The 26,878-nt window shown below is 65.1% G+C and carries 26 protein-coding genes; 16 read left to right on the plus strand and 10 right to left on the minus strand.

Going from position 1 to position 26,878, the window contains the following annotated elements; genetic code table 11:
• Positions 1-6: 6 nt before the first annotated feature.
• Positions 7-1,191 (minus strand): HlyD family secretion protein, encoded by a 1,185-nt coding sequence (locus ACZBJS_RS18920; protein ID WP_168857120.1) that lies wholly within the window; start codon positions 1,189-1,191, stop codon positions 7-9.
• Between the two features lie 157 nt (positions 1,192-1,348).
• Here ACZBJS_RS18920 and ACZBJS_RS18925 point away from each other — a divergent pair, with 157 nt between their 5' ends.
• The gene (locus tag ACZBJS_RS18925) at positions 1,349-2,053 is read left to right on the plus strand and encodes a TetR/AcrR family transcriptional regulator (RefSeq protein WP_057015868.1); all 705 of its coding nucleotides are present in this window, start codon (positions 1,349-1,351) and stop codon (positions 2,051-2,053) included.
• 13 nt (positions 2,054-2,066) lie between these two features.
• Here the strand turns inward: ACZBJS_RS18925 and ACZBJS_RS18930 are convergent, their stop codons facing one another.
• Positions 2,067-3,824 carry an ATP-binding protein gene (locus tag ACZBJS_RS18930; RefSeq protein WP_463439028.1) on the minus strand — a complete coding sequence of 586 codons (1,758 nt, stop codon included), beginning with the start codon at positions 3,822-3,824 and terminating at the stop codon, positions 2,067-2,069.
• Positions 3,825-3,921: 97 nt separating this feature from the next.
• Entirely contained in the window at positions 3,922-4,848 is a 927-nt protein-coding gene (locus tag ACZBJS_RS18935; protein WP_463438997.1) for a LysR family transcriptional regulator, read from the minus strand.
• 167 nt (positions 4,849-5,015) lie between these two features.
• On the opposite strand from ACZBJS_RS18935, the gene ACZBJS_RS18940 reads away from it, so the two are divergent.
• The 12 genes from ACZBJS_RS18940 to ACZBJS_RS18995 all read left to right on the plus strand — a co-directional run bounded on the left by ACZBJS_RS18940 (position 5,016) and on the right by ACZBJS_RS18995 (position 19,250).
• Positions 5,016-6,035 (plus strand): class 1 fructose-bisphosphatase, encoded by a 1,020-nt coding sequence (locus ACZBJS_RS18940; protein ID WP_463439029.1) that lies wholly within the window; start codon positions 5,016-5,018, stop codon positions 6,033-6,035.
• Between the two features lie 10 nt (positions 6,036-6,045).
• The gene (locus ACZBJS_RS18945) at positions 6,046-6,921 is read left to right on the plus strand and encodes a phosphoribulokinase (RefSeq protein WP_028331481.1); all 876 of its coding nucleotides are present in this window, start codon (positions 6,046-6,048) and stop codon (positions 6,919-6,921) included.
• A complete protein-coding gene (gene tkt / locus ACZBJS_RS18950) occupies positions 6,918-8,939 on the plus strand; it encodes a transketolase (RefSeq protein ID WP_463438998.1) in 2,022 nt (673 codons plus the stop codon). Before ACZBJS_RS18945 ends, tkt begins: the two co-directional genes overlap by 4 nt.
• A gap of 15 nt (positions 8,940-8,954) precedes the next feature.
• Positions 8,955-10,037 carry a class II fructose-bisphosphate aldolase gene (fba, locus tag ACZBJS_RS18955; RefSeq protein ID WP_283062445.1) on the plus strand — a complete coding sequence of 361 codons (1,083 nt, stop codon included), beginning with the start codon at positions 8,955-8,957 and terminating at the stop codon, positions 10,035-10,037.
• A 36-nt stretch (positions 10,038-10,073) separates the two neighbouring features.
• The gene (locus tag ACZBJS_RS18960) at positions 10,074-11,531 is read left to right on the plus strand and encodes a form I ribulose bisphosphate carboxylase large subunit (RefSeq protein WP_038377118.1); all 1,458 of its coding nucleotides are present in this window, start codon (positions 10,074-10,076) and stop codon (positions 11,529-11,531) included.
• Positions 11,532-11,543: 12 nt separating this feature from the next.
• Complete coding sequence (locus ACZBJS_RS18965) at positions 11,544-11,969, plus strand: ribulose bisphosphate carboxylase small subunit (protein ID WP_076833455.1); 426 nt, start codon at positions 11,544-11,546, stop codon at positions 11,967-11,969.
• A 109-nt stretch (positions 11,970-12,078) separates the two neighbouring features.
• A complete protein-coding gene (cbbX, locus tag ACZBJS_RS18970; protein ID WP_057015875.1) occupies positions 12,079-13,020 on the plus strand; it encodes a CbbX protein in 942 nt (313 codons plus the stop codon).
• A complete protein-coding gene (locus tag ACZBJS_RS18975; protein WP_076833459.1) occupies positions 13,017-13,733 on the plus strand; it encodes an HAD family hydrolase in 717 nt (238 codons plus the stop codon). The genes cbbX and ACZBJS_RS18975 overlap by 4 nt, the downstream gene beginning before the upstream one ends.
• Before the next feature lie 615 nt (positions 13,734-14,348).
• Complete coding sequence (gene chvE / locus ACZBJS_RS18980; RefSeq protein WP_057015877.1) at positions 14,349-15,422, plus strand: multiple monosaccharide ABC transporter substrate-binding protein; 1,074 nt, start codon at positions 14,349-14,351, stop codon at positions 15,420-15,422.
• A 169-nt stretch (positions 15,423-15,591) separates the two neighbouring features.
• Positions 15,592-17,172, plus strand: coding sequence for a multiple monosaccharide ABC transporter ATP-binding protein (gene mmsA / locus ACZBJS_RS18985; protein WP_076833461.1), 1,581 nt, complete (start codon positions 15,592-15,594; stop codon positions 17,170-17,172).
• The gene (mmsB, locus tag ACZBJS_RS18990) at positions 17,169-18,359 is read left to right on the plus strand and encodes a multiple monosaccharide ABC transporter permease (RefSeq protein ID WP_076833463.1); all 1,191 of its coding nucleotides are present in this window, start codon (positions 17,169-17,171) and stop codon (positions 18,357-18,359) included. The genes mmsA and mmsB overlap by 4 nt, the downstream gene beginning before the upstream one ends.
• Positions 18,360-18,416: 57 nt before the next feature.
• Positions 18,417-19,250 carry an inositol monophosphatase family protein gene (locus ACZBJS_RS18995; RefSeq protein WP_076833465.1) on the plus strand — a complete coding sequence of 278 codons (834 nt, stop codon included), beginning with the start codon at positions 18,417-18,419 and terminating at the stop codon, positions 19,248-19,250.
• A gap of 313 nt (positions 19,251-19,563) precedes the next feature.
• On the opposite strand, the gene ACZBJS_RS19000 is transcribed toward ACZBJS_RS18995, so the two are convergent.
• Positions 19,564-20,826, minus strand: a complete 1,263-nt coding sequence (locus ACZBJS_RS19000; RefSeq protein WP_463438999.1) for a glycosyltransferase family 87 protein — start codon at positions 20,824-20,826, stop codon at positions 19,564-19,566.
• 328 nt (positions 20,827-21,154) lie between these two features.
• Here ACZBJS_RS19000 and ACZBJS_RS19005 point away from each other — a divergent pair, with 328 nt between their 5' ends.
• Positions 21,155-21,499 (plus strand): hypothetical protein, encoded by a 345-nt coding sequence (locus ACZBJS_RS19005; RefSeq protein WP_463439000.1) that lies wholly within the window; start codon positions 21,155-21,157, stop codon positions 21,497-21,499.
• Here ACZBJS_RS19005 and ACZBJS_RS19010 read toward each other — a convergent pair.
• Complete coding sequence (locus tag ACZBJS_RS19010; RefSeq protein WP_463439001.1) at positions 21,488-22,414, minus strand: GlxA family transcriptional regulator; 927 nt, start codon at positions 22,412-22,414, stop codon at positions 21,488-21,490. The genes ACZBJS_RS19005 and ACZBJS_RS19010 overlap by 12 nt on opposite strands.
• A 104-nt stretch (positions 22,415-22,518) precedes the next feature.
• Between ACZBJS_RS19010 and ACZBJS_RS19015 the strand changes: the two genes are divergently transcribed.
• Positions 22,519-23,346, plus strand: coding sequence for a dienelactone hydrolase family protein (locus tag ACZBJS_RS19015; protein WP_463439002.1), 828 nt, complete (start codon positions 22,519-22,521; stop codon positions 23,344-23,346).
• On the opposite strand, the gene ACZBJS_RS19020 is transcribed toward ACZBJS_RS19015, so the two are convergent.
• Genes ACZBJS_RS19020 through cobU form a run of 5 tightly spaced genes read right to left on the minus strand, consistent with a single transcriptional unit; the run spans position 23,329 to position 25,785 of the window.
• On the minus strand, positions 23,329-24,075 hold the full coding sequence (locus ACZBJS_RS19020) for a CbtA family protein (RefSeq protein WP_076833475.1): 747 nt from the start codon (positions 24,073-24,075) through the stop codon (positions 23,329-23,331). The two genes, ACZBJS_RS19015 and ACZBJS_RS19020, sit on opposite strands and share 18 nt — an antisense overlap.
• A gap of 10 nt (positions 24,076-24,085) precedes the next feature.
• The gene (locus tag ACZBJS_RS19025) at positions 24,086-24,298 is read right to left on the minus strand and encodes a CbtB domain-containing protein (protein WP_057015885.1); all 213 of its coding nucleotides are present in this window, start codon (positions 24,296-24,298) and stop codon (positions 24,086-24,088) included.
• Entirely contained in the window at positions 24,295-24,639 is a 345-nt protein-coding gene (locus tag ACZBJS_RS19030) for a hypothetical protein (RefSeq protein ID WP_076833476.1), read from the minus strand. Before ACZBJS_RS19030 ends, ACZBJS_RS19025 begins: the two co-directional genes overlap by 4 nt.
• A complete protein-coding gene (gene bluB / locus ACZBJS_RS19035) occupies positions 24,617-25,249 on the minus strand; it encodes a 5,6-dimethylbenzimidazole synthase (protein ID WP_057015939.1) in 633 nt (210 codons plus the stop codon). Before bluB ends, ACZBJS_RS19030 begins: the two co-directional genes overlap by 23 nt.
• A 32-nt stretch (positions 25,250-25,281) precedes the next feature.
• Entirely contained in the window at positions 25,282-25,785 is a 504-nt protein-coding gene (gene cobU, locus ACZBJS_RS19040) for a bifunctional adenosylcobinamide kinase/adenosylcobinamide-phosphate guanylyltransferase (RefSeq protein ID WP_057015887.1), read from the minus strand.
• Between the two features lie 149 nt (positions 25,786-25,934).
• Here cobU and cbiB point away from each other — a divergent pair, with 149 nt between their 5' ends.
• Positions 25,935-26,876, plus strand: a complete 942-nt coding sequence (gene cbiB, locus ACZBJS_RS19045) for an adenosylcobinamide-phosphate synthase CbiB (RefSeq protein WP_076833479.1) — start codon at positions 25,935-25,937, stop codon at positions 26,874-26,876.
• Positions 26,877-26,878: the final 2 nt, after the last annotated feature.

Below are 26,878 nucleotides of genomic sequence, written 5' to 3' on the forward strand. Positions count from 1 at the left end.
CATCACCTATTTGAAGGAGGCGACAGCGAGCTTGGGAGAGGCGCCGGAGCGCGGCGCCTCGCCAGGTTGCGACAAGGTTGCGATGGTCGGGATGACCGACATGCCGGGCCGCAATTCGACCGCCGTCGCGTCGAGCGCGATCTTCACCGGGATGCGCTGCACCACCTTGGTGAAGTTGCCGGTCGCATTGTCGGGCGGCAGCAGTGCGAATTCCTGGCCGCTGGCGGGCGCGAGACTGTCGACATGGCCGCGCACCACCTGTCCGGGGAACATGTCGACGGCGATCTCGACCGGCTGACCCTTGCGGACATTGGTGAGCTGCGTCTCCTTGTAGTTCGCGATCACATAGGCGCCGGTGGCGGGCACCAGCGACATCAGCTGCGTGCCGGCCTGGACGAACTGGCCGGTGCGCAGGGTGCGGTTGCCGACCACGCCGTCGATCGGGGCTGATATGGTGGTGTAGCCGAGGTTCAACTCGGCCTGATGCTGGAGCGCGGTTGCGCGCGCCTGCGACGCGACCGCCTGTGCAATGTCGGCCTTGAGCAGCTCCACTTGGCGGAGCGCGGAGGCGAGGTTCGCGGTATCGCGGGCGACGGCGGCCTGTGCGCTGGCGTAGCGCGACTGCGCCTGCTGCGCGTTCTGCACGCTGCCGAAGCCGGTGCCGGCGAGGTCGGTGTAGCGCTTGTTCTCCTGCTCGGCGAAGGTCTGCGTCGCGGTATCGACGGCGAGGGTCGCACGTGCCGCTTCGATCACCGACTGCTGCACATCGAGCTGCGCATGCTTGCTGGCGATCGCGGCTTCGGCGGCCGCGACGTCAGCCTTGGCCTGATCCAGCGCGACCCTGAAATCGCGATCGTCGATCCGCGCCAGCATCTGGCCGGCGCGCACATGCTCATTGTCACCGACCAGCACCGCGCTGAGATAGCCGGAGACTTTTGGTGCGATCGTCGTGTTGTCGGCCTTCACATAGGCGTCGTCGGTCGAGACCTGGAAGCGGCCGACCGTCCAGTAATCCCAGCCGTACCAGGCGCCGCCCGAAAGGACGGCGAGCGCCGCGCCGGCCAGCAGGAGGCGGCGAAGCCTGCCCTTGGCGGCGGGCGGCCTGGCGGCCTCCGGATGTGCGATCAATTGCCTGGCGGTCTCGGCCGGAACCTGGCTCTCGGCCTTGAATGATGTCTCATGCTGGCTCATGGCAGTGCTCCCTGATCCGTTCTATCCTGCTGGAAAATCTTGCTAATTTCGGCCGATGCCGGCAGGGTTAATTAGGAAACTTGATGTTTTCCAAAATAGAGCCCATATTGGGAGTGTCAATAGAATGACAGGCATCATTTAAAAGCATGGCTCGCGGATGAACCGGAATGGCAAGGATCAGACTGAGCAAGGCGCGCCGGCGCGGCGCGGCCGGGGGCGGCCGCAGCTGCGTTCCGACGACGAGACGCGCGCGCTGATCTATGACGCCGCGCGGCGCGAGTTCTCCGAGCGCGGCTTTGCTGCGGCCAACATCGCCGACGTGGCCTGCCGCGCCGGCGTCTCCACCAAGACCCTCTATCGGCTGATCCCGACCAAGCTGGCGCTGTTCGAGGGCACGGTGACGGACCGGATGGACCGATTCATATCGGCCGTAAATCTCGGCGCCTGCGACGGCCGCGATATCGCGGCGGCACTGGAGGCCGCACTCTCGACCTGTGGCGAGCTGATCCTCGATGCCGAGGTCATCGCGCTTCAGCGCATCATCCTGGCCGACAGCGACAAATTTCCCGACATCGCCGAGATGTTCTACGAGAAGGCGATGCAGCGGACGCTTGGCGCGCTCGCTGCGTGGCTCGGCGTGCAGCAGCGGAGGGGACGGATCGCCGTGGACGACGCGCAGGCCGCTGCGGGCATGCTGCTCGGCATGCTCGTGTTCCAGCCGCAACGCGACGTGATGTACGGCCACAGGCCGCCGCCGTCGCGGGCGCAGATCGAGGCCCGCGCCAAGGCCTGCGCGGCACTGTTCTTGTCCGGATGCGCCGTGCCGGCCGACCAGATCAAGAAGCAGAACGGAGAGGCGTGACGCCGGCCCTGCGTCACTTGCCCATTGCCGCCGCCGGCGGCTGGGCCAGCACCTGCCGGATCATCCGCGCGAGATCGGACTTGCGATAGGGCTTCGGCAGCAGCGTCACATCCGGGTCGAGACGGCCGTGGTGGATGATCGCGTCCTCGGTGTAGCCGGAGGTGAAGAGCACGCGCACCGAGGGCAGTTTGGCGATCACGGCGTCGGCGACCTGCCGACCATTCATGCCGCCGGACATGATGACGTCGGTGAACAGCACGTCGCAGACGAACCCGTTGTCGACCGCAGCCAGTGCTTCCGGGCCGTTGGCGGTGACCATGGTGTGATAGCCAAGCTGCTCGAGCTGGGCGCTGACGTAATTGCGCACCAGCGGATCGTCCTCGACGACCAGGATGGATTCATTGCCGCCGCGGGTGTCGACCGGAGGAGGCGGCTCGACGTCGATCATGTCGCCGCTGCTGCGCGGCAGATAGAGCTTGATCGAGGTGCCGTGGCCCTCTTCGGAATAGATCTTGAGGTGTCCGTTGGACTGCTTGATGAAGCCGTACACCATGCTGAGCCCGAGGCCGGTGCCCTTGCCGGTGTCCTTGGTGGTGAAGAACGGCTCGAACACCTTGTCGCGGATCCCCGCCGGGATGCCCCCGCCGGTGTCGCTGACCGCGACCATCACATATTCACCCGCCCGCACGTCGGGGTTGGCGGCGGCATAAACCTCGTCGAGGATGACGTTGCTGGTCTCCAGCATCAGCTTGCCGCCATCGGGCATCGCATCGCGGGCATTGACCGCGAGATTGAGCAGCGCGGTCGCCATGTGGTTCGGATCGATGAAGGCCGACCAGGCATCGGGCTCGAGCGCGGTATCGATCTCGATCTGCTCGCCAAGCGAGGGGCGCAGCAGCCGCGCGGTGTCCTGCACCAGCGTGTTGAGATTCGCTTCACGCGGTTGCAGCGGCTGCAGCCGCGAGAAGGCCAGCAGGTGCTTGGTCACTTCTGCACCGCGAAACGCCGCATCGGTGATCATCTTGGCGACAGACGACAGCGCCGGATCATGTTCAACGGCTTCCGCGAGGATGTCGATCAGGCCGGTGATGACGGTCAGGATATTGTTGAAGTCGTGGGCGATGCCGCCGGAGAGGTGCCCGACCGCCTCCATTTTCTGCACCTGGCGGAGCTTTTGCTCGGCTTCGAGCTGTTCGCGGGCGGCCTCGACCTCGCGGGCGCGCATGAAGATTTCCGCTTCCATCTGCTCGGTGCGCTCGCGCAGCCGGTCGGTCAGCTGGTCCTGCTCGGCACCGCGCTGCTTCAGCTGGATGAAGCTGGTGACGTCTTCGACCCGATGGATGATGTAGGTGAACTGCCCGTTCGGCCCCAGCACCGGCGTATTGCGCGGGCTCCAGTAGCGTTCCTCGAAGCCGCCGCCCTCCGACTCGGGCTTGCGGATATCGTATTTCTGCACCGTCATGGTGTCGGGGCGGCGGAACTGAACCACGCGCTCGAGCGAGGCGCGCAGGTTCCGCACGCCGTCGGCGGTCGGATCGTCCGGATTGTCGGGAAACACCTCGAACAGCCCGCGCCCGAGGATCGCGGCGCGCTCGGTCTTGGTGGCGCGCAGATAGGCGTCGCTCACTGCCACGATGCGGAAGTCGGGCTGCGTCAGCACCAGATAAAGGCCGGGCGCCGCCTCGAATAACGCCTTGAAGTCGGGCGTCGGCGGGGACTGGTTCTGCAGTTCAACCTCCCTCGCAGGGTGCGGTCCGCCGGGTGACCGCAGTCAAGATGTGACATGCGTTTCGCGGAACTTCAATGCTTAACATACGGCGCCACCTCGATTTTCTGGCTCGATCGGGCGTTGCGACGTCGCCCGGGCGCTAGCTTGAATTCGGCAGATAGCGCCAGCCCTCTTTGCCGAGGAAATCCAGCATGGCCTGCGCGGGCGGCAGCAGGATCTTGTCGGCGCGCCTGATCGCGTGCCACTGCCGGACGATCGGCAGGCCCTTCACCTTGAGCACCACCAGCCGGCCGTCCTCCAGCTCATGGAACACCGTGTGCTGGGAGATGAAGGCGATGCCGAGCCCGGCCATCACAGCCTGCTTGATGGTCTCGTTGCTGTCCATCGCCATGCCGAGTTTCGGCTCCAGCCCGACCCGCTCGAAATATTGCTGCATCAGCATCCGCGTCCCCGATCCTTGCTCGCGAGTGATGAAGGTTTCGTTGGCGAGCTCCGATGGGGCGACGTGCCGCCGCCGCGCCAGCCGATGATCGGGCGCGGCGACGATGAAGTGCGGATGCCGGCCGAGCGGCTTCATCTCGACCTCGACGTCGGCCGGCGGCCGGCCCATTACCGCGATGTCGAGATCATAGCCGCGCAGCGCGTCGCGAATCTCCTCGCGGTTGCCGATCCTGAGCGTGACCTCGATCTTGGGAAAGCGGCGCGAGAACGCCGCGATCGCGAACGGCACGAAGTATTTCGCGGTGGAGACCGCGCCCATCGCGACGCGGCCGCCGCTGCGGCCGGCGATCATGTCGAGCGACTGCTCGCAATCCTTCAGCGCCGCTTCGATCCGCTCGACCAGCGTCAGCACATGTGCGCCGGCATCCGTCAGCGCCATGCCGTCGCCGGTACGTTGGATCAGCGGCAACCCTGCGAGCGCCTGCAGGTTGCGGAGCTGCAACGTCACCGCGGGCTGCGTCAGGTTCAACCGGTTGGCGGCGGACGTGATCGAGCCTGCCTCGTGCAGGGTCGACAGTGCGCGCAGCTGGCGGATGGTGAGATCCCGCGAGAAGTTGCCGGCCATGACAAGCTCCATAAGAAATACTTTGCTCGGACCAAAGATAATAAAATTTCCCTAATTGGGCAATTCGCGCGTTGATAGGGCGAAGGCGACTCCCCTGAGGTCGCCTCTCGAAGCCTCGGGACAGAGGGCGCGATCATAGGGAGAGGCCGGTGGAGATTCGTCCAGCATTGCATGCCCATCTGGAGTGGCCCGCGCAGCACAACCCGTTGCGCGCCGCGACCGTTGTCGTCGTCGAAGCCCTTGCCCGTGCGGCGATCGAGCTCTCGCGCATCATTGCCGCCGGGCCGCTCGCCGGAGTCGGCGGCGAGAGCGGTGGCGTCAATCCCGACGGCGACCGCCAGAAGACCATCGACATCGTCGCCGACGATCTGATGCGGAACGCGCTGCGCACCGCGCCGGTCGCCGCAGTGCTGTCGGAGGAGGTCGAACTGCCTGAGACGCTCGATCCCGACGCGCCGCTCTGTGTCGCGATCGATCCGCTCGATGGATCCGCCAATCTCGAAAATAACATCTCGATCGGCACGATCTTCTCAATCCGGCCGAAAGGAAACGACGTCATCTCGACCTTCTTCGAGCCCGGCACGGCGCAATGTGCCGCCGGCTGTTTCATCTACGGTCCACAGACCGTGCTGGTGCTGGCGATCGACCAGTGCGTCGACTGCTTCACGCTGGACCCGCGAAGTGGCGAGTTCGTCCTGACCGCGCGCGATCTGCGCGTACCGCAGGACGCGTCGGAATTCGCCATCAATGCCTCGAACCGGCGGCACTGGAGCGGCCCGGTGCGCAGCTACATCGACGATTGCCTCGCCGGAGTGAACGGCGAGCGCGGGCAGGACTTCAACATGCGCTGGATCGGCTCGCTGGTCGCTGAAGCCTACCGCATCCTGATGCGCGGCGGCGTGTTCCTGTATCCGGCGGATGCGCGCCAGGGCTACCGCGAAGGCCGGTTGCGTCTGCTGTACGAGGCGCATCCCATCGCACTGATCATGGAATGGGCGGGCGGCGCCGCGTCGAACGGCCGGTCGCGCATTCTCGAACTGTCGGCACGCACGCCGCATCAGCGCGTGCCGCTGATCATGGGATCGGCGCGTGCCGTGCGCGACGTCGATGCGATCCACCTGACCGTCGAGCCGTTGTTCGAAAGCAGCGATGCCCCGCTGTTCGCGCGGCGCGGCCTGTTCCGCTGAGGAGGACCGCATGTCACGTCGACATCCCATCATCTCGATCACCGGCTCCTCCGGGGCCGGCACCACCTCGGTGAAGAAGACGTTCGAGAACATCTTCCGCCGCGAGAACGTGGTCGCCGCCTATATCGAGGGCGACGCGTTCCACCGCTACGACCGCGCCGAGATGCGCAGCCTGATGGCGGAGAGAGCCGAGCGCGGCAACAAGCACTTCAGCCATTTCAGCCCCGAGACCAATTTGTTCGAGGAGCTGGAGAAGCTGTTCAGCGACTATGCCGAGACCGGCACCGGAACCACGCGGCACTATGTGCACGACGAGGAGGAAGCGCGGCTCTACGGCGCCAAGCCCGGCACCTTCACCGCCTGGGAGGCGCTGCCGGAGAATTCCGACCTCTTGTTCTACGAGGGCCTGCACGGTGCCGTGGTCACCGACAAGGTGAATGTCGCGCAGCATGCCGACCTCAAGATCGGCGTCGTGCCGGTCATCAACCTCGAATGGATCCAGAAGTTGCACCGCGACCGCAGCCACCGCGGCTACTCCACCGAGGCGGTGACCGACACCATCCTGCGCCGCATGCCGGACTACGTGAATTACATTTGTCCGCAATTCACCGAGACCGACATCAACTTCCAGCGCGTGCCGACCGTCGACACGTCGAACCCGTTCATCGCGCGCTGGATCCCGACGCCGGATGAATCGATGGTCGTGATCCGCTTGAAGAATCCGCGTGGCATCGATTTTCCCTATCTGCTCTCGATGATCCCGAACAGCTTCATGTCGCGCGCCAATTCGATCGTGGTGCACGGCGCCAAGCTCGACCTCGCGATGCAGCTCATCCTGACCCCGCTGATCCTGCAACTGATCGAACGAAAGAGGCGAACGATATGACCGGACTTGCGTCCGTTGCCAGCCGCCCCGAAATCAGCCACGACGAGATGGCGAACGCCATCCGCTTCCTCGCCGTCGACGCGGTCGAGCAGGCGAAATCCGGTCATCCCGGCATGCCGATGGGCATGGCCGATGTCGCGACCGTGCTGTTCACGGAGTTCCTGAAGTTCGACCCGGCCGATCCGGCCTGGCCCGACCGCGACCGCTTCGTGCTGTCGGCGGGGCACGGCTCGATGCTGCTCTACGCGCTGCTTTACCTCACAGGCTACGAGAGCATGACGCTCGATCAGCTCAAGGCATTCCGGCAGTGGGGATCGAAGACCCCGGGCCATCCCGAGTACGGCCACACCCCGGGTGTCGAGACCACGACCGGGCCGCTCGGGCAGGGGGTTGCGACCGCGGTCGGCATGGCGCTTGCCGAACGGCTGATGAACGCCCGCTTCGGCGACGACCTCGTCGACCACTACACCTATGTGATCGCCGGCGATGGCTGCCTGATGGAAGGCATCAGCCATGAGGCGATCTCGCTGGCCGGCCATTTGCGGCTGAACCGCTTGATCGTGCTGTTCGACGACAATCATATCTCGATCGACGGCGCCACGTCGCTGTCCAGTTCGGACGACCAGGCAGCGCGGTTCAAGGCCAGCGGCTGGAACGTCAACCGCATCGACGGCCACGATCCGCAGGCGATTACCGCGGCGATCAGGCAGGCGCGATCGAGCGATCGTCCGTCGTTGATCGCCTGCCGGACGGTGATCGGGTTCGGTGCGCCGAACCGGCAGGGTAGCGAAAAGGTGCATGGCGCGCCGCTCGGTGCCGATGAGATGGCGAAGACCCGTGCCGCGCTGCGCTGGCCGTATCCGGCATTCGAAATCCCCGATGCGGTGCTGGCGGAGTGGCGCGAGCTCGGCGGCCGCGGCCGCGACGCGCGGCGGGCCTGGATCGACCGTTCGCGCAGCGCCTGCAAGGGCGACAGGGCCGAGCGGTCTCCGTTCCACGATGCGCTGAACCGGAAATTGCCCTGCGCCTATGCCGAGGCGATGGCAAAGTTGGTGGAGCGGTTCGCGACCGAGCGGCCGAAGCTCGCCACGCGACAGGCTTCGCAGCAGGTCATCGACGTGATCGCGGAGGCGTTGCCCAATTTGCTGGGCGGCTCGGCCGACCTCACGCACTCCAATCTGACGCTGGCGAAGTCGCAGGTTTCGGTGCGGCCGGAAACGCTCGACGGCAGCTACATCCACTATGGCATCCGCGAACACGGCATGGCCGCGGCGATGAACGGCATCGCCCTGCACGGCGGGTTCATTCCTTATGGCGGCACCTTCCTCAGCTTTGCCGATTACAGCCGGCCGGCGATCCGCCTTGCGGCGCTGATGGGGATCCGCGTCATCCATGTGATGACCCACGATTCCATCGGGCTCGGCGAGGACGGGCCGACCCATCAGCCGGTCGAGCATCTGGCGGCGCTGCGCGCGATCCCAAACGTCCTGGTGTTCCGTCCGGCCGATGCGGTCGAGACCGCGGAAGCGTGGGACTGCGCGCTGAAGGCAGAGACCTCGCCGTCGATCCTCTGCCTGTCGCGGCAGGCGCTGCCGACGGTTCGCGACGGCAGCAAGGACAACCAGGTCGCGCTCGGCGCCTACGTTCTCGTCGAGCCGGCCTTCGCGCGTGACGTCACCCTGATTGCAACGGGTTCGGAGGTGGCGATTGCGCTCGAAGCCGCAAAGCTGCTGGCGGAAGACGGGGTACAGGCCGCGGTCGTCTCGGGCCCGTGCTTCGACCTGTTCCGCCAGCAGCCGAGCGACTATCGCGCCCAGGTGCTGGGCAGCGCCCCGCGCGTCGGCGTGGAGGCTGCGGTCGAGGGCGACTGGGCCCGCTGGCTCGGCGACAACGGTGCGTTCGTCGGCATGGCCGGCTTCGGCGCTTCCGCGCCGGCCGACGTGCTCTACCGCGAATTCGGCATCACGCCCGCGGCAATCGCTGCTGCAGCAAAACAGCTCATTCAACGAGCGAATTGAAAGGAGGACGCCACCATGGCGCGGATAACCCTGAGGCAGTTGCTGGACCACGCCGCCGAACGCGGCTACGGCGTTCCGGCCTTCAACATCAACAATATGGAGCAGGGCCTCGCCATCATGGAGGCGGCGGCTTCCTGCGATGCACCTGTCATCATCCAGGCCTCGCGCGGCGCGCGGTCCTATGCCAACGACATCATGCTGGCGAAGATGATCGACGCGCTCGAGGAGATGCATCCGCAGATTCCGCTCTGCCTGCATCTCGATCACGGCAACGAAGAGGCGACCTGCGCCACTGCGATCCGCTACGGCTTCACCTCCGTCATGATGGACGGCTCGCTCAAGGCCGACGCCAAGACCGCAGCCGACTATGACTACAACGTCGATATCACCCGCCGGGTGGTCGACATGGCCCATTGGGTCGGCGCGTCGGTCGAAGGCGAGCTCGGCGTGCTCGGCTCGCTCGAGCATGGCGGCGGCGAGCAGGAGGACGGCCATGGCGTCGAGGGCAAGCTGAGTCATGATCAGCTGCTCACCGACCCGGATCAGGCGGTCGATTTCGTCCGCGCCACCAAGGTCGATGCGCTCGCGATCGCGATGGGTACCTCGCATGGCGCCTACAAGTTCACGCGGCGACCCGACGGCGAAATCCTGGCGATGCGCGTGGTCGAAGAGATCCACAGCCGCCTGCCGAACACGCATCTGGTGATGCACGGCTCGTCCTCGGTGCCGCAGCCGCTGCAGGACATGTTCAACCAGTTCGGCGGCGAGATGCCGCAGACCTGGGGCGTCCCGGTCGAGGAGATCGTCCGCGGCATCAAGCACGGGGTGCGCAAGGTCAATATTGACACCGATTGCCGCCTGGCGATGGCGGCGGCCTTCCGCAAGGTCGCCGTCCAATCGAAGAGCGAGTTCGATCCGCGCAAATTCCTGAAGCCTGCGATGGATGCGCTGCGCGAACTCTGCCGTGATCGCTTCGAGCAGTTCGGCACGGCCGGCAATGCCGCCCGGATCAAGGTGGTTGCACTGCCGGAGATGGCCCGCCGCTATCGCGCCGGCGCGCTCGATCCGCAAATTGGAAAGATGACCCAGGCCGCCTGAGCAAATGGCGACGAACCACAGGAGATTTCGATGAACATGCAGCAGTCGATCACAGTGCGCGGCAAGGATCGCTACAAGTCCGGCGTGATGGAATACAAGCGGATGGGCTATTGGGAGCCGAACTACGAGCCCAAGGACACCGACGTCATCGCCTTGTTCCGCGTCACGCCGCAGGATGGCGTCGATCCGACCGAAGCCTGCGCGGCGGTGGCGGGCGAATCCTCGACCGCGACCTGGACCGTGGTGTGGACCGACCGGCTGACGGCCGCGGAGAAATACCGGGCGAAGTGCTACCGCGTCGATCCGGTGCCGAATTCGCCGGGCAGCTACTTCGCCTACATCGCCTATGACCTCGACCTGTTCGAGCCGGGCTCGATCTCGAACCTGACGGCCTCGATCATCGGCAATGTGTTCGGCTTCAAGCCGCTGAAGGCGCTGCGGCTCGAGGACATGAGGCTGCCGACCGCCTACGTGAAGACATTCCAGGGCCCCGCGACCGGCATCGTGGTGGAGCGCGAGCGGCTCGACAAGTTCGGCCGTCCGTTGCTCGGCGCCACCGTGAAGCCGAAGCTCGGCCTGTCCGGCCGCAACTACGGCCGCGTTGTTTATGAAGCCTTGAAAGGCGGGCTCGATTTCACCAAGGACGACGAGAACATCAACTCGCAGCCCTTCATGCACTGGCGCGAGCGCTTCCTCTACTGCATGGAGGCGGTCAACCGCGCGCAGGCCGCGACCGGCGAGATCAAGGGGACCTATCTCAACGTCACCGCGGCGACCATGGAGGACATGTACGAGCGCGCGGAGTTTGCCCATGAGCTCGGCTCCAACATCGTCATGATCGACCTTGTGATCGGCTACACCGCGATCCAGTCGATGGCGAAGTGGGCGCGCAGGAACAACATGATCCTGCATCTGCATCGCGCCGGCCACTCGACCTACACGCGGCAGCGCAGCCACGGTGTCTCGTTCCGCGTGATCGCGAAATGGATGCGGCTCGCCGGCGTCGATCACATCCATGCCGGCACGGTGGTCGGCAAGCTCGAGGGCGATCCGAACACCACCCGCGGCTATTACGACATCTGCCGCGAGGACTTCAATCCGTTGCACCTGGAGCACGGCGTGTTCTTCGACCAGAACTGGGCGAGCCTCAACAAGCTGATGCCGGTGGCCTCTGGCGGCATTCATGCCGGCCAGATGCACCAGCTGCTCGATCTGCTCGGCGAGGACGTCGTGCTGCAGTTCGGCGGCGGCACCATCGGCCATCCCCGCGGCATCCAGGCCGGCGCCACCGCCAACCGCGTCGCGCTGGAGGCCATGATCCTCGCCCGCAACGAGGGGCGCGACTACGTCCATGAGGGGCCGGAGATCCTGGCCAAGGCGGCGCAGACCTGCACGCCGCTGCGCGAGGCGCTCGACGTCTGGAAGGACGTCACCTTCAACTACGAGTCGACCGACGCCCCCGATTTCGTTCCCACGCCGAGCATGGCGGTCTGAGAGGAGATACTCATGCGCGTTACCCAAGGCTGCTTCTCGTTCCTGCCCGATCTCACCGACGAGCAGATCGCTGCGCAGGTGCAATACTGCCTCGACAAGGGTTGGGCGGTGAACATCGAGTTCACCGACGATCCGCATCCCCGCAACACCTATTGGGACATGTGGGGCCTGCCGATGTTCGACCTGCGCGATGCGGCGGGCATCATGAAGGAGCTCGCCGACTGCCGACGGGTCTATGGCGACCGCTATATCCGGATCTCCGGCTTCGATTCCAGCCCGGGCTGGGAGTCGGTTCGCATCTCCTTCATCGTCAACCGGCCGCAGGAGGAGCCAGGCTTCCGGCTCGACCGCCAGGAGGCGGCCGGACGCAATCTGCGTTATGCGACCCATTCCTATGCAGCGGGCCGCCCCGAAGGCGAACGCTACACCGATCATTGACCGCGTCCGGCTTGCAAACCAGGCGGGTTGCTCCCTCGACCGTCCTGGTCCGGATGCACTTCTCCGTCGTCGCCGCCGCGGCGACGGAGCTTTTCCAGGCGAGAGGACAATGACGCAAGCGCAAGAACAGATCAGCGAACAAATCCGCGAGACCCCGCTCGAGACCATCGACCTTCGCCATGAATTCGCCGACCTCGGCATCGGCGACGTGCTGGACCAGCTCGATTCCGAATTGATCGGCCTGAAGCCGGTGAAGACCCGCATCCGCGAGATCGCCTCGCTGCTGCTGGTCGAACGCATCAGGCAGAAGATGGCGCTGGCGACGACGTTTCCGACCCTGCACATGTCGTTCACCGGCAACCCCGGCACCGGCAAGACCACGGTCGCGCTACGGATGGCCGGCATCCTGCACAAGCTCGGCTTCGTGCGCCGCGGCCACGTCATCAGCGTCACGCGCGACGACCTCGTCGGCCAATATATCGGCCACACCGCGCCGAAGACGAAAGAGATATTGAAGAAGGCGATGGGCGGCGTGCTGTTCATCGACGAGGCCTATTACCTCTATCGCCCGGAAAATGAGCGCGACTACGGGCAGGAGGCGATCGAGATCCTGCTGCAGGTGATGGAGCAGCAGCGCGAGGATCTGGTGGTGATCCTGGCCGGCTATGGCGACCGCATGGAGAAATTCTTCCAGAGCAATCCAGGCTTCCGCTCCCGCATCGCGCATCATATCGATTTCCCGGACTATTCGGACGGCGAGTTGCTCTGGATCGCCGAGCTGATGTTGCAGCAGCAGAATTATCGGTTCTCTCCGGAAGCCCGCGAGGCCTTCATCCGTTACATCGCCGTGCGCAAAGAACAGCCGCTGTTCTCCAATGCACGCTCGATCCGCAATGCGCTCGATCGCATCCGGCTGCGCCAGGCCAACCGGATCGTGGCGAAGCTCGACCGCACGCTCACCGCCGACGACGTGATGTCGATCGAGGCCGGCGACGTGCTCGCTAGCCGGGTGTTCGTCAAAGGCGCCGGTGCGCCGGGCGAGGGACGATGAACGAGGCGCTCGCCGTGATCCGGTCCGCCGGGATGCGCGACATCATCGTGAGCGCCCGCGCCCTGATCTTCGATGTCGACGGCACGCTCGCCGAAACCGAGGAGGTGCACCGCCGCGCCTTCAATGAAGCCTTTGCCGAAGCCGGCCTCGATTGGTTCTGGGACCAGGTCACTTATGCGCGGCTGCTTCGGGTGGCCGGAGGCAAGGAGCGCATCCGCGCCTTCGACCAGCGCAACGCGGTCCCAATGCTGACATTCGCCGAGATCGCCGACCTGCACAGGATCAAGACCGCGCGCTACGCCGCGCTGATTGCCTCGGGCGGCTGCCCATTGCGGCCGGGTGTCAGGGCCTGGCTCGCCGGCGCGCGCAGCCGCGGCCAGCGCCTGGCGATCGCAACGACCACCTCGCACGGCAATATCGATGCGCTGCTTTCGGTTTCGCTGGGGCTGGACTGGGCCGATCAGTTCGAGGCGATCGTTGCCGGCGACGACGTGCCGCGGAAGAAGCCGGCGCCTGACGTCTACACCGAGGTCCTGACCCGGCTCGGGCTCGGGCCGGGAGATTGCGTCGCAATCGAGGATTCCGGCAACGGCCTCGCCGCCGCGGCGCGCGCCGGCATCCCCGTGGTCATCACCCGCAGCACCTATTTCAGCGACGACGATTTCACCGAGGCATTGCTGGTTGTTGACGATCTCTCTGACATCGACGCCTGAAGATCGCTGCCGCCGGCCGGCAGCTCAGGCCAATTTATTCAGATGATGAAATAAATGGCGCTTGCATCCATAGCAGGGTGAAGGCACAATCCGGCCAAAGGTTACCAGAAGCGGTGCTGCACCACCTGGGAGGCGATGGGACTTGCCAGCGATTCCGGACAGTACCCCTGCGACCCTCCGCGTCTCCGATCAATTTCTTCGGATAATTAAATAAATGGCCAGTCGGCGCTTGCGTCCACATTGCAGCGGCAACATCAACCAAAGGGTGCAGAAAACGGCAGCGCACCGCCAGACGTCCTGTCGGACGCTGGCGCTCGCCAACGATTCCGGGAGACCGGCGCCTCATGATCCTCCACGTCATTCCTGCGCCTCGTTCGTCCAACGACATGGCTCGCGGCTGAACCCGGCATTGCGGGATCGACATGACCGACCATGCGTAGCGAGCATTGGCGCTGTTGACGGGTACGATCGACATTCCGCAATTTCGGTTCGTGACGGTCCCGGCGCCGATCCGACATCGCCGTAGAATCTGAGGCCGGCCCACGAGCGATCGCCGTCGATTGATGCTGTCCACGGCAACTGGAATCCCAACTCAAAAAAGCAAGGGAGTGAAGCATGTTCAAATTGAAGACCACCTTGTTCGCGCTTGCGCTGGCCGGCCTTGCCGCGACGGTGTCGGATCGCGACGCCATGGCCCAGAGCAAGCCGACCATCGGCATCGCGATGCCGACCAAGTCCTCGGCGCGCTGGATCGACGACGGCAACAACATGGTCAAGGTGCTGAAGGAGCGCGGCTACGGCACCGATCTGCAATATGCCGAAGACGACATTCCGAACCAGCTCTCCCAGGTCGAGAACATGGTGACCAAGGGCGCCAAGGTGCTGGTCATCGCGGCCATCGACGGCACCACCTTGTCCGATGTCCTGAAGCAGGCCAAGGCCCAGGGCATCACGGTGATCGCCTATGACCGCCTGATCCGCGGCACCCCCAACGTCGACTATTACGCGACCTTCGACAATTTCCAGGTCGGTGTGCTGCAGGCCCAGTCGATCGAGAACGCGCTCGGGCTCAAGGAGGGCAAGGGGCCCTTCAACATCGAGCTGTTCGGCGGCTCGCCCGACGACAACAACGCGTACTTCTTCTACGACGGCGCGATGTCGGTGTTGAAGCCCTATATCGACAGCGGCAAGCTCGTGGTCGGCAGCGGCCAGACGGGCATGAACAAGGTTGCGACGCTGCGCTGGGACGGTGCGACCGCGCAGGCGCGGATGGACAACCTGCTCAGTGCGTTCTACGGCAAGAAGCGCGTCGACGCGGTGCTGTCGCCCTATGACGGCCTGTCGATCGGCATCATCTCCTCGCTGAAGAGCGTCGGCTACGGCAGCAAGGACCAGCCGATGCCGTACATCAGCGGGCAGGATGCCGAAGTCCCCTCGATCAAGGCGATGCTGCGCGGCGAGCAATATTCGACCATCTTCAAGGACACCCGCGACCTCGCCAAGGTCACCGCCGACATGGTCGACGCTGTGCTGAGCAAGAAGGAGGTCAGCGTCAACGACACCAAGACCTACAACAACGGGGTCAAGGTGGTTCCGTCCTATCTCCTCAAGCCGGTCGTGGTGGATAAGACCAATTGGGAGAAAGTCCTGATTGACAGCGGCTATTACAAGCGCTCGCAATTCGACTAGAGCGTTTTCGAGCGAAGCGGGTACCGGTTCGCGTGAGGAAAACGCGTCAAAACTAGAATCTGGAGCCCCGTTCCGATTTAATCGGAACGGAATAGGCTTCAGGGCGGATCGCCGGGCAAGCGGCGGCGAGCCGGGCCGGGGGGCGATTGACGCTGCAGGACATGATCCGATGACGGCAATGCTTGAGATGCGCGGCGTCAGCAAGAGCTTTGCCGGCGTGCAGGCGTTGCGCGACGTCAGCTTTACCGTCGAGGCTGGGCAGATCCATGCGCTGGTCGGCGAAAACGGCGCCGGCAAGTCGACCTTGATGAAGGTCTTGAGCGGAGTCTATCCGGCCGGCAGCTACGATGGATCGATCGTGTTCGACGGCGAGGAGCGGCGCTTCCGCGACATCAACGACAGCGAGGCGCTCGGGATCATCATCATCCATCAGGAGCTGGCGCTGATCCCGCTGATGTCGATTGCCGAGAACATCTTTCTGTCGCATCCGCCGTCGCGGTTCGGCGTCATCGACCGCAACGCGGTGCATCGGCGGACCGCCGAACTGTTGGCGCAGGTCGGCTTGCGGGAGCCGCCGGACACGCTGATCACCGACCTCGGCGTCGGCAAGCAGCAGCTCGTGGAGATCGCCAAGGCCCTGTCCAAGCGGGTGCGCATCCTGATCCTCGACGAGCCGACCGCCAGTCTCAACGAGGCCGACAGCGCCGCCTTGCTCGAGCGTCTCCTGGCCTTCCGCGAGCAGGGCATCGCCTCGATCCTGATCTCGCACAAGCTGAACGAGGTTGCGCGGGTCGCCGACCGCATCACGGTGCTGCGCGACGGCCGCACCGTCGACAGCATCGACTGCCGGACCGAGCGCATCGAGGAGGACCGCATCATCCGCAGCATGGTCGACCGCGATCTGGCGCATCGTTTTCCCGAGCGGAAGGCGGAGATCGGCGAACCCGTGATGACGGTGGAGAACTGGTCAGTGTATCACCCGCTGCATACCGAGCGGCAGGTGATCAAGAACGTCGACTTCACACTGCGGCGCGGCGAGGTAGTCGGTATCGCCGGCCTGATGGGCGCCGGCCGCACCGAGTTCGCCATGAGCCTGTTCGGCCGCGCCTGGGGCACCAACGTCTCCGGCAAGGTCCGCCTCGATGGACGCGAGGCCGATCTGTCCAGCGTGCCGGCCGCGATCGATGCCGGCATCGCCTATGTCACCGAAGACCGCAAGCAGCTCGGGCTGATCCTTGCCGCCGACGTCCGCAAGAACGTGACGGTGGCGAGCCTGCGCCAGGTGTCGGATCGCGGCGTGATCGACGATGTCGCCGAGCTGAAGGCCGCGAGCGACTACCGCACCCGGATGCGGATCCGCTGCTCCGACGTCTACCAGGCGACCGGCGACCTCTCGGGCGGCAACCAGCAGAAGGTCGTGCTGTCGAAATGGCTGATGACCGATCCGAGGGTGCTGCTGCTGGACGAGCCGACGCGCGGGATCGACGTCGGCGCGAAATACGAGATCTACTCCATTATCAACGAGCTGGCGGAGGCCGGCAGGGGCGTCGTGGTGATCTCCTCGGAGATGCCCGAGCTGCTCGGCATCTGCGACCGGATCTGCGTGATGAATGACGGCGCCTTCGTCGGCGAGTTCGCAGGCCACGATGCGACGCAGGAGAAGATCATGCGCGCCATCATGCGCAATGACAGAATGTCCGGACGCCGCGCCGACGAAAGGGTGGCACGCGCCGGAGGAGGGGCACCATGACCGACAAGACGGTATCACTTCCCGAGGCCCCCAGGCATTCCGGCTTCATCAAGAACAATCTGCGCAACTACGGCATGCTGCTGTCGCTGCTCGCGATCATGCTGTTCTTCGAGATCGTGACCGACGGCACGCTGTTGCAGCCGCTCAACCTCACCAATCTCGTGCTGCAGAACAGCTACATCGTCATCATGGCGCTCGGCATGCTGCTGGTGATCGTCACCGGGCATATCGATCTTTCGGTCGGCTCGGTCGCGGGCTTCGTCGGCGCCGTCGCGGCGGTGCTGATGGTGCGCTACCATGTCAGCTACCCGATCGCCTTCGTCGCCTGCCTCTTGGTCGGCGCCGCGATCGGCGCGGCCCAGGGCTACTGGGTGGCCTATTTCGGCATTCCGTCCTTCATCGTGACGCTGGCGGGCATGCTGGTGTTCAAGGGCCTCGCGCTTGCGGTCCTGCAGGGCCAGTCGGTCGGGCCGTTCCCGCCGACCTTCCAGAAGCTGTCGTCGGGCTTCATCCCCGAGCTGTTCCCGAGCGCCGGCACGCTCTATCCGACGTCGCTCGCGATCGGCATCGTCCTGGCGTTTGTGCTGGTGCTGGCGACCGCCAGGAGCCGGGCGCGCGAGCAGGCGCACGGCATCGCCGTCGAGCCCTATGCGTTCTTCGTCGTCAAGAGCATCGCGCTGGCGGGCGCGGTGCTCTACTTCACCTACCTGATCGCCTCGCATCGCGGCCTGCCCAACGTGCTCGTCATCATGACCGTCCTGATCGCGCTCTATGGCTTCGTCACGCGGCGGACGGTGATCGGGCGGCAGATCTACGCGGTGGGCGGCAACGCCAAGGCGGCGAAACTGTCGGGCGTCAAGACCGAACGGCTCACCTTCTTCACCTTCGTCAACATGGGCGTGCTGGCCGCGCTCGCCGGGCTGGTGTTCGCAGCCCGGCTCAACACCGCGACGCCGAAGGCCGGCCTCGGCTTCGAGCTCGATGTGATCGCCGCCTGCTTCATCGGCGGTGCGTCGGCCTATGGCGGCGTCGGCTGGGTCGGTGGCGCGGTGGTCGGTGCCATGATCATGGGCGTGATGAACAACGGCATGTCGATCCTCGGTATCGGCATCGATTATCAGCAAGTGATCAAGGGCCTCGTCCTGCTGGGCGCCGTCTGCATCGATGTCTACAACCAGCGCCGCTGACCGCCACGCAGTCGCAATTCCACGATAGGATGCCGGCGCAACGCAGGAGAATGCCGCGTGAAACTGTCCCACGCCGACGCGCTTGATATCGGAGCCATCCTTGCCGAAGTCGGCCGCAGCGAGATCATGCCGCGGTTCCGCCGCGTGCGGGAGATCGAGGTCCGCACCAAGACATCGGCATTCGACGTCGTCACCGAAGCCGATGAGCTTGCCGAGCAGGCGATATCGGCGGCGCTGCTGCGGGCGTTTCCGAATGCGGTTGTGATCGGCGAGGAGGGCACCGCGCGTGATCCGGCCGCGCTCGATCAGGTCGGAACCGCGGAGCTTGCCTTCATCATCGATCCGATCGACGGCACGCGGAACTTCACCTCGAGCTTGCCGCTGTTCGGCACCATGGTGGCGGCCACCATGCGCGGCGAGATCGTGCTCGGCGCGATCCATGATCCGGTCAGCAACGACACCGCATTCGCGCTGCGCGGCGAGGGCGCGTGGCTCGCGATGCCGGACGGCCGGCGGCATGACCTGAAAGTGGCTCCCGCCGTGCCGGTCAAGCAGATGGATACGATCGTCGGCGTCAACTTCCTGCCCGAGCCGCTACGCACAATTGTCGCCGGCAATCTTTCCAGGCTCGGCGGCAGCGCCTGGCTCAGATGCGCCGCGCACGAGTATCGCATGGCGGCCTCCGGACATTGCCACCTGCTGTTCTACAACAAGCTGATGCCGTGGGATCATGCCGCGGGCTGGCTGCTGCATCGCGAGGCCGGCGGCTACAGCGCGCATTTCGACGGATCATCCTACCGGCCGGTCAATCTGACCGGCGGCTTGCTGTGCGCACCCGACGAGGCGAGCTGGCACGCGGCGCGAGAGGCGATCCTGATGCCGGCTGGATAGCAGCGGACGCCGGTTCGTCGCGTTGCGGCGGTTATGAGCCACATTGGTTTTCGGATTCAACTGTCAAACAGCTTGTTCGGTGTCGTCCGTGCGAAAGCAGGGACCCATACGCCGCGGCAGGTGTTGTGAGTGGGACTCGTTGTCCCAACATCGTTCAACAATCAGCATTTGTGGTTATGGGTCCCTGCTTTCGCAGGGACGACACCCAATATGGGTCGTCGTTTGTGGGTCATACCTTCGCTTAGGGCGTCAGGCTGCACGATTTCGCCGTCCGCCTCGCGTCTTCGCAAAGGGACTTGCCACGTCGGGCAAATCAGTGATTGGCGATTTCGGCCGGAGCATCCGGGAGTGGCAGATGCCTGATGCGGCGCACGACAAGGACGGCAACTGCCGCAGCGGCGATCGGTGCCAGTTGCAGGCCGTTGGCGCCCGCAGGCACCATGGCGAATGGCGTCAAATAAAGCGCCGCGACGGCGATGCGTTCATAGGGCAACCAACCCTGCGCAAGCGCCTGCGCGATCAGCCACGCGCCCGGGATCGCCAGGATCACGACCTCATAGTTGCCGAGCGATGGTACGCACAGGCCGGTCATCGCCACCATCAGCGCGATCTCGGCGGCGCCGCCGGGACGTTTTCGCAGCACCAGGATCAGGACGGCGATCGCGATTGCGGCCGCGGTCACCTGGACGAGCCAGGCCGTGCTGCTGGATCCGCCGGCCAGCCTGATCGCGGCATAGGGACTGGCGAACTTCTCGAAACCGGGTCCGCCGCCGAGGCTCCAGGCGCTTGCCTCCGGCAGAACGGCAACGAATTTGATCCACGGATCGATCCCGAACAAGGCGGTGGCCGCCAGAACAAGCACGAGCGTCGTTGCGGCCGCAGCAGCCAGCGCACGCCAGCGCCGCGTCAGGATCAGCACCAGCGGCGCGAGCAGGGCGATCTGCGGTTTGTAGCTGAAGCACCCGAGCAACGCGCCGGCGATCACCGGGTAGCGGTCCAGCGTGACGGCCGATCCGCCGAGCAGAGCCGCCGAGAACAGCGAATTCTGTCCGAATAGCGCGCACACCCACGCGGCGGGAAAGGCGAGCGCTGGAACGACGGAGCCGCGCTCGAGCATGGCTCTCACCGCGGCTGCATAGGCGGCGCCGGTCGCGAAGATCCAGACGACGGCCGCCGTTGCAAAGGGAACCAGTGCAAAGGGCAGCCAGAACAGCAGCGACGTCGGCGGGTAGAAGAACGGTGCGTAGGTGTTCTGACCGAGCACGGCGGCTACAGCGGCGCGGCCCGCGTCGCCATAGGCGTCGCCGGCGCGGCCTTGGAGCGCGAGCTTCGCCGCGGTCCAGAACGCCGCGAAATCATGGCCGACTTCCATCGTCGGCGCGGCCCATGGGATGATCGCGATGCAGGCGATGAACAGGACGAGAAATACGCGGGTGAAGGCGGTGACACGGTCAGCCGTGAGCCAGTCGGCCTCACGCAGCGCGGAGACCAGTACGCCCGCGCCGGACTGCGGTGAATGCGCGATTGCCGCCTGCGGCTGACTTGCGGACGCATTCGAGGTTCGGCTGATGGTCACGCGCGGCATCACAGCGTCACGACCTGCGTCATCCGCTGCGAGGTGACGCGCGGCGTCATCAGCGAAGGGCAGCCTGTGTCCCTCGAGGTCCGACTTTTGCGACATCGGCCGCTTCATCCCAATCGCGTCGTGCACGCGCAACATTTGGATCAAATCGTCTAAGGTTGCGTAAACCCGATCGTTGCAATTGGCCGCGGCGCAATCGGAACCGATGATCGACATTGCCCTTGTCCGCGGCCTGTCACGCCGGGCATGGTAAATGAACCCGGCGGCAGCGTGCGGGGTTGGATGCGGAGCCCGACGGTCAAGGTTCATCGCGAATGGCGTATTGCAGCAGTTCGGCCACGACATCTGGATTGCCGGGGGACCGAACCTTGCGGTCGCCGGGTTTCATTATCCGACCCGGATGGCCATCGTCAGGCTGGCGGACGGTGCCCTTTTCATCTGGTCGCCGGTCCGGTTGACCGAGCAAATGCAGGCCGGCGTCGACGCACTCGGCCAGGTCAGGCACATCGTGGCGCCCAACTCGCTGCATCATTTGTTCCTCGCGAGTGGAAGCACATGGCACGCCAGTCGAAAAGGATGCGCCAGCATTCTTGCGCCGCGCCTTCGCGTGGCTGTCGGCGTGATGATTTCATCGCGGATGTGGCGTCGTTGCGGATCAACCGCCTGAGCGGAAATGCCGCGGCGAATGCCGCGTTTCGCGCCGGATCAGCCGGCGGAGGGTCGATGGCTCGGCGTATCCGACCTTACCCGCGATCTCTTCGACCGACAGGCGCGTGGTCTCGAGCAACGACCGCGCCGTCTCGATCCTGATGCGTTGCACGAATTGAATGGGCGACACGCCGCAGATCGGCTCGAGCCGTCTGGCAAATGTCCGCGGCGCCAGCGCGACGGCGGCGGCGACGTCCCCGATCGTGAAGTCGCGCGCGATGTTGCTGCGCACCCATTTCTCGGCCCGGGCGATTTTGAGGTCCTGGCTGGCAAGATAATTGATTGCCATGAACGGCGCCTGCGAATGCCGCTCGCCAAGCAGCAGGTAATTGGCGCAGCCCTTGGCCAGCGCCGGGCTGCCGAAACGCGTGATCACCGCAAGCATCAGGTCCATCTGCGCCATCGCCGCGCCGGCGGTTGCGATCGGCCAGTCGGCCACCACCATCCGCTCCGTCATCAGCTCGACATTCGGATAGCGTTGCCGAAACAGCGGCGCGAACCACCATGTCGTGGTCGCTCGCTTGCCGTCGAGCAGGCCGGTCTCCGCGAGCAGGAAACTGCTGGCGCAGGACGCGGCGAGCATCGCGCCGCTCGCGAACGCCGTGACCAGCATGTCGCGGGCGTGCCGACATGCCGGTGTCGCCAGCTTCCGCTCCAGTGCATCGGCCGACGCCGAGCCGAGCCCCGGAACGATGACAAGGTCGGCGCCGCGCAATCGGGCGGCGCGCCGCCTCGGCCCATAACGCAGCGTCGTCACCTCGAAGGGCGCGCGCTTCGACGTACTGATCCGGTTGGCGGTGGCCAGCACGTCGTGGGTGATGGCGGCCGCTGACGCGAGGCAGCCGTCGATCTCGACAACCGCAATCCTGGTCATGTCATAAAATCCGCGATCAATGTCATTTTTGACACTAGCTGCCGGGCCGGAAAATCGCAACTCTGACGCCGAGACGCTGCCGATCTCGATCAGGAGGACCGCCGATGCCGAACCGGCCGATGACCCAGGACGATCCGCTCGAGGATTTCGAGCGCCGCCAGATCACCCTCGATGGTGCCGGCAAGACCGTCCATGTTGGCGGCGGCGGTCCTGCGGTGATCGTGATGGCGGAGATGCCGGGTATCAGCCCGCATGTGGCGCGCTTCGCCCGCTGGGTTCGCGATGCCGGATTCACCGTCTATATGCCATCGCTGTTCGGCCGTGACGGCGCTATTGCGAGCGCAGAGGAGGACGCCGCGGTGTTTCAGCGCGCCTGCGTCAGCGCCGAGTTTCGCGCGATGGCCGCAAACCAGTCCAGTCCCGTGACGCAATGGCTGCGCGCGCTGGCGCGATTTGCCCATGGTGAATGCGGCGGTCCCGGTGTCGGGGCCATCGGGATGTGCTTTACCGGCAATTTCGCGCTCACCATGATGCTGGAGCCGTCGATGCTGGCGCCGGTGCTTTCGCAGCCGTCATTGCCATTGAACGATCCGGCGGGCATCGAGATCGCGCCGGAGGAGGTCAAGGCGGTCCGCGAGCGGTTGGAACGCGAAGACCTGACCGTGCTGGCGTATCGATTTGAGGGCGACAAGTTCTGCATGGCGCAGCGCTTTGCGGCCTATCGCGAGGCGCTCGGCGACCGCTTCATCGGGCGGGTGCTTCCCGACAGCGCGGCGAACCGCGATGTGCCGCCGTTCTTCCGGAATTTCGTCACGACACCGCACAGCGTCGTGACCGTGCATCTGATCGACGAGGCCGGCCAGCCGACCATCGCGGCCCGCGATGAGATCCTGGCGTTTTTCCGGCAGCGGCTGTCACCCGCGAGCGGGTGAGCTTGGCTGGTCGAAATAGGCGAATGCGGCGCTCGTCAGGCTGCCCAGCAGCGACCAGAACACCAGACTGGTCAGCGTGACGGCGACCATGAACTGATGCGACAAGGATGAAGGCACGTTGGTCTCGACGTGCTCCAGCTCGGGCGCGCCGATCAGATGCGGCAGCATGATCAGGACCACGCCGGCAATGGCGGCCGGCATCGAGCGCCGGAACACGATCAGGCCGAGGCCGGCTGCGGTCGCCAGCACCGCCGTCACCCACCAGATCTGGCGCGAGAGCAATGGAGCGGTGGGGACCCCCGGCAATTCAGGCGGCAGTCCGAGGCCCGGAGCGATGGTGAAGACGGCGAAACCGGCGAGGCCCCACATCAAGCCTTCATGCCACGAGATTTGCTCGCCGGTCGCGCCGCTGCGAACCGCGAGGAAGCCGCAGAGCAGAAGCGCAAAGCCGATCGCGGTCAGGATGTTCGCCCCCGCGGTATAGACGTTGCGTTCCAAACCGTCGCGCGGCTCCCAGGCCTCCGCGCCATGATCATGATCCGCATGATCATGGACGAGGATCGCCTGCGGTGGCGCGGCGGCTTCGTGCTTGTGCGCGGCCGCCTTCTCGTAGACCTCGGCCCTGAGGATCAGGGGAACGGTGCCGAACTGCTGGACCGCCGTGACGATCAGGCCGACGATGAATCCGGCAATGACCGACGAGAAGACGATCGAGCGAAACGTGCTCATGCCAAGGAGATCAGTGGCAGGGGAAGGCGTTGGAATGGCGCACGTCATGCGCGGCGTTGTGGATTACGTCGATGTGCGAGAAGCCGACCACGCCGACGATGAACAGGCCGAGCGTCATGGCCATCAACGACTGTGCAAGCCGTCCGACCTGTCGGGTGGCGATCGGCAGATGCGTGACCTGAGCTTGAGTAACCTGGGTTTGCGCGGTCTGGGACTGGCTCATGGTCGTTCTCCACATTCGATTTGATCGGCTTCTAGCAGCTTTCGGGTGATGTCGCGACTGGTAAGATGCAAATTTGTTCCAAGGGGAATGCGCTTGCGCTCGATCTTGGCGCGTGCGGCTGCCTTGAAGGCTGGTTCAAACCGCCTGAAATGGGCGAGACATGCGTCCACCGTCGGATCGGTGCCCAGCAGCGTGCGAAAGGCGCCCCGATGCACCGCGCAGATAGCGCGGTGCTCCGGCACGGGAAAGACCAGCGAGGCGATGTCGGCGCGCCAGTGCGCGTCACAGCTCAAGGTGCCGTCGCCAGCAGGGGGGCGGTCAGCGTCGGATGGTGAATTCATCCGGACCTCGCCGCGATTCCCACTTGGCCTGTTCGAGCTCCGGACGGTCGCACTCGGTCTGGGGGTAACCGATGCAGAGATAGCCGATGAATTTCCAGGAGGCCGGGATTTCCAGAACGCCATGAATGCGTTCTGGATTGAGGATCGATACCCAGCCGATGCCGATGCCTTCGGCGCGCGCGGCAAGCCACATCGAGCAGATCCCGGCCACCACGGAATATTCCGACGTCTCCGGCATCGTCGCGCGGCCGAGACCGGCGCCGATCCGGTCGGTCTTCTCGGCAAACACGGCGAGATGTCCCGGCGCCTCCTCGAGGCCCGATAATTTCAACGCGGCGTATTTTGTGGCGCGCTCGCCCGAATAGGACCGCAGCGCATCGGCGTTGCAGGCCTTGAAGTCGTCGATGACAGCGCGGCGTCGTGTCTTGTCGTCGACAATGACGAACCGCCAGGGCTGGCTCAGGCCGACCGAAGGCGACAGGCAGGCGATCTCGATCAGCCGCTCGATCGTGCCATCCGGCAGCGGATCGGTTCGGAACCGCCGCACGTCGCGCCGCCACACGAACAGATCGTGCAGCTGCCGGCGAAACGTATCGTCGAATGAGACCATTGCGGGGCCTTTGGCAGGATCGATCTCGGATTTCATTTAAGCTTCATCGGCAGGCCCGCAACGACGAACTCGACCTCGTCTGCGATGCCGGCGATAGTCTGGTTCATGATTCCTGCGGCGTCGCGGAACGTCCGCGCCAATGCATTGTCTGGCACGATGCCGAGGCCGACCTCGTTGGTGACCAGCACGACCGGGCCGTGCTGGCGCGACAGCGCATCCGCCAGCCGCGTCACTTCCTGCGACCAGTCGCGCCCGGCATGCAGCAGATTGGATAGCCAGAGCGTCAGGCAATCGACCAGCCTTGCACCAGCGCCATCGGTCCCGGACAGCACTTCAACCAGATCGAGCGGCACCTCGCGCTCGATCCAGTCGCTGCCGCGCCGCGCGCGATGTTTGGCGATCCGCTCATCCATTTCCGCATCGAGCGCCTCGGCGGTCGCGATATAGACCGGCTGTCCCGGAAAGCTGCGCGCACGAAGTTCGGCGCGCCGGCTTTTGCCGGACCGCGCTCCCCCCGTGATCAGAATGACGGCCATATCATCTCCTGTGCGACCGGTACGCACGTCGTTCACAAACGCTCTAACCACCAATCGCGGAGAAAGACAAAGCCGAAATCCGTCACGGAGGGCTTGCACTCGGCCGATGTCTTGCGCATCAGGGGGACCGCGGCGCGGAGAGGATTATCGTGGGTTTTGCGGGAGCGATGGCGGTGGCGATGGCGGTGGATGCCCTGATCGGCTGGCCGGCGTGGCTGTTTGCCCGCATCGGCCATCCCGTGACCTGGCTCGGCCGGCTGATCAATCTTGTCGATAGCGCCTGGAACCGCGCCTCCGACCCGCCGGCGTTTCGTCGCGTGGCTGGCATTGCGGCTGCGATCCTGGTGATCGCGCTGGTGATTGCGCTCGGTTGGGCCGTTCAGTCCGCGCTCGCATCCGGATGGGTTCGCATTGTCCTTGTCGGCGTCCTAGCGTGGCCGCTGGTTGCCGTGCGCTCGCTGCATGACCATGTCGCCGCGGTGGCAAGTCCCTTGGTATCCGGCGACATCACGGCCGCACGTTCGGCGGTCGCGCAGATTGTCGGGCGAGATCCGGCAACGCTCGACGACGCCGGCATCGCGCGCGCCACCATCGAGAGCCTTGCCGAGAATGCATCCGACGGCATCGTGGCGCCGGTGTTCTGGGGCGCGCTGTTCGGCCTGCCGGGAATCCTTGGCTACAAGGCGATCAACACGCTGGACTCGATGATCGGCCACCGCACCGAGCGGCACGAAGCCTTTGGCTGGGCAGCCGCCCGGATCGACGATCTCGCCAATCTCATTCCGGCGCGGTTGACGGGTGTTCTGTTCGTGCTGCTCGCGCCGAACCGTTCGCAGGCGTGGTCATGCATGTTGCGCGATGCGCGCCGGCATCGCTCGCCGAATGCCGGCTGGCCGGAAGCTGCGATGGCCGGCGCGCTCGGCGTGCGGCTCAGCGGTCCTCGCATCTATCACGGGCACATCGCCGATGAGCCCTGGCTGAACGAGGGCGCGCGCGATCCGGCTGCCGCTGACGTCCTCACCGGGCTGAAACTCTATCGTTACGCCATGATTCTGTTGGCCGGGGCGCTGCTGGTCCTGGCGCTGGCGTGAAG

The organism is Bradyrhizobium sp. KZN70725, assembly GCF_055264925.1.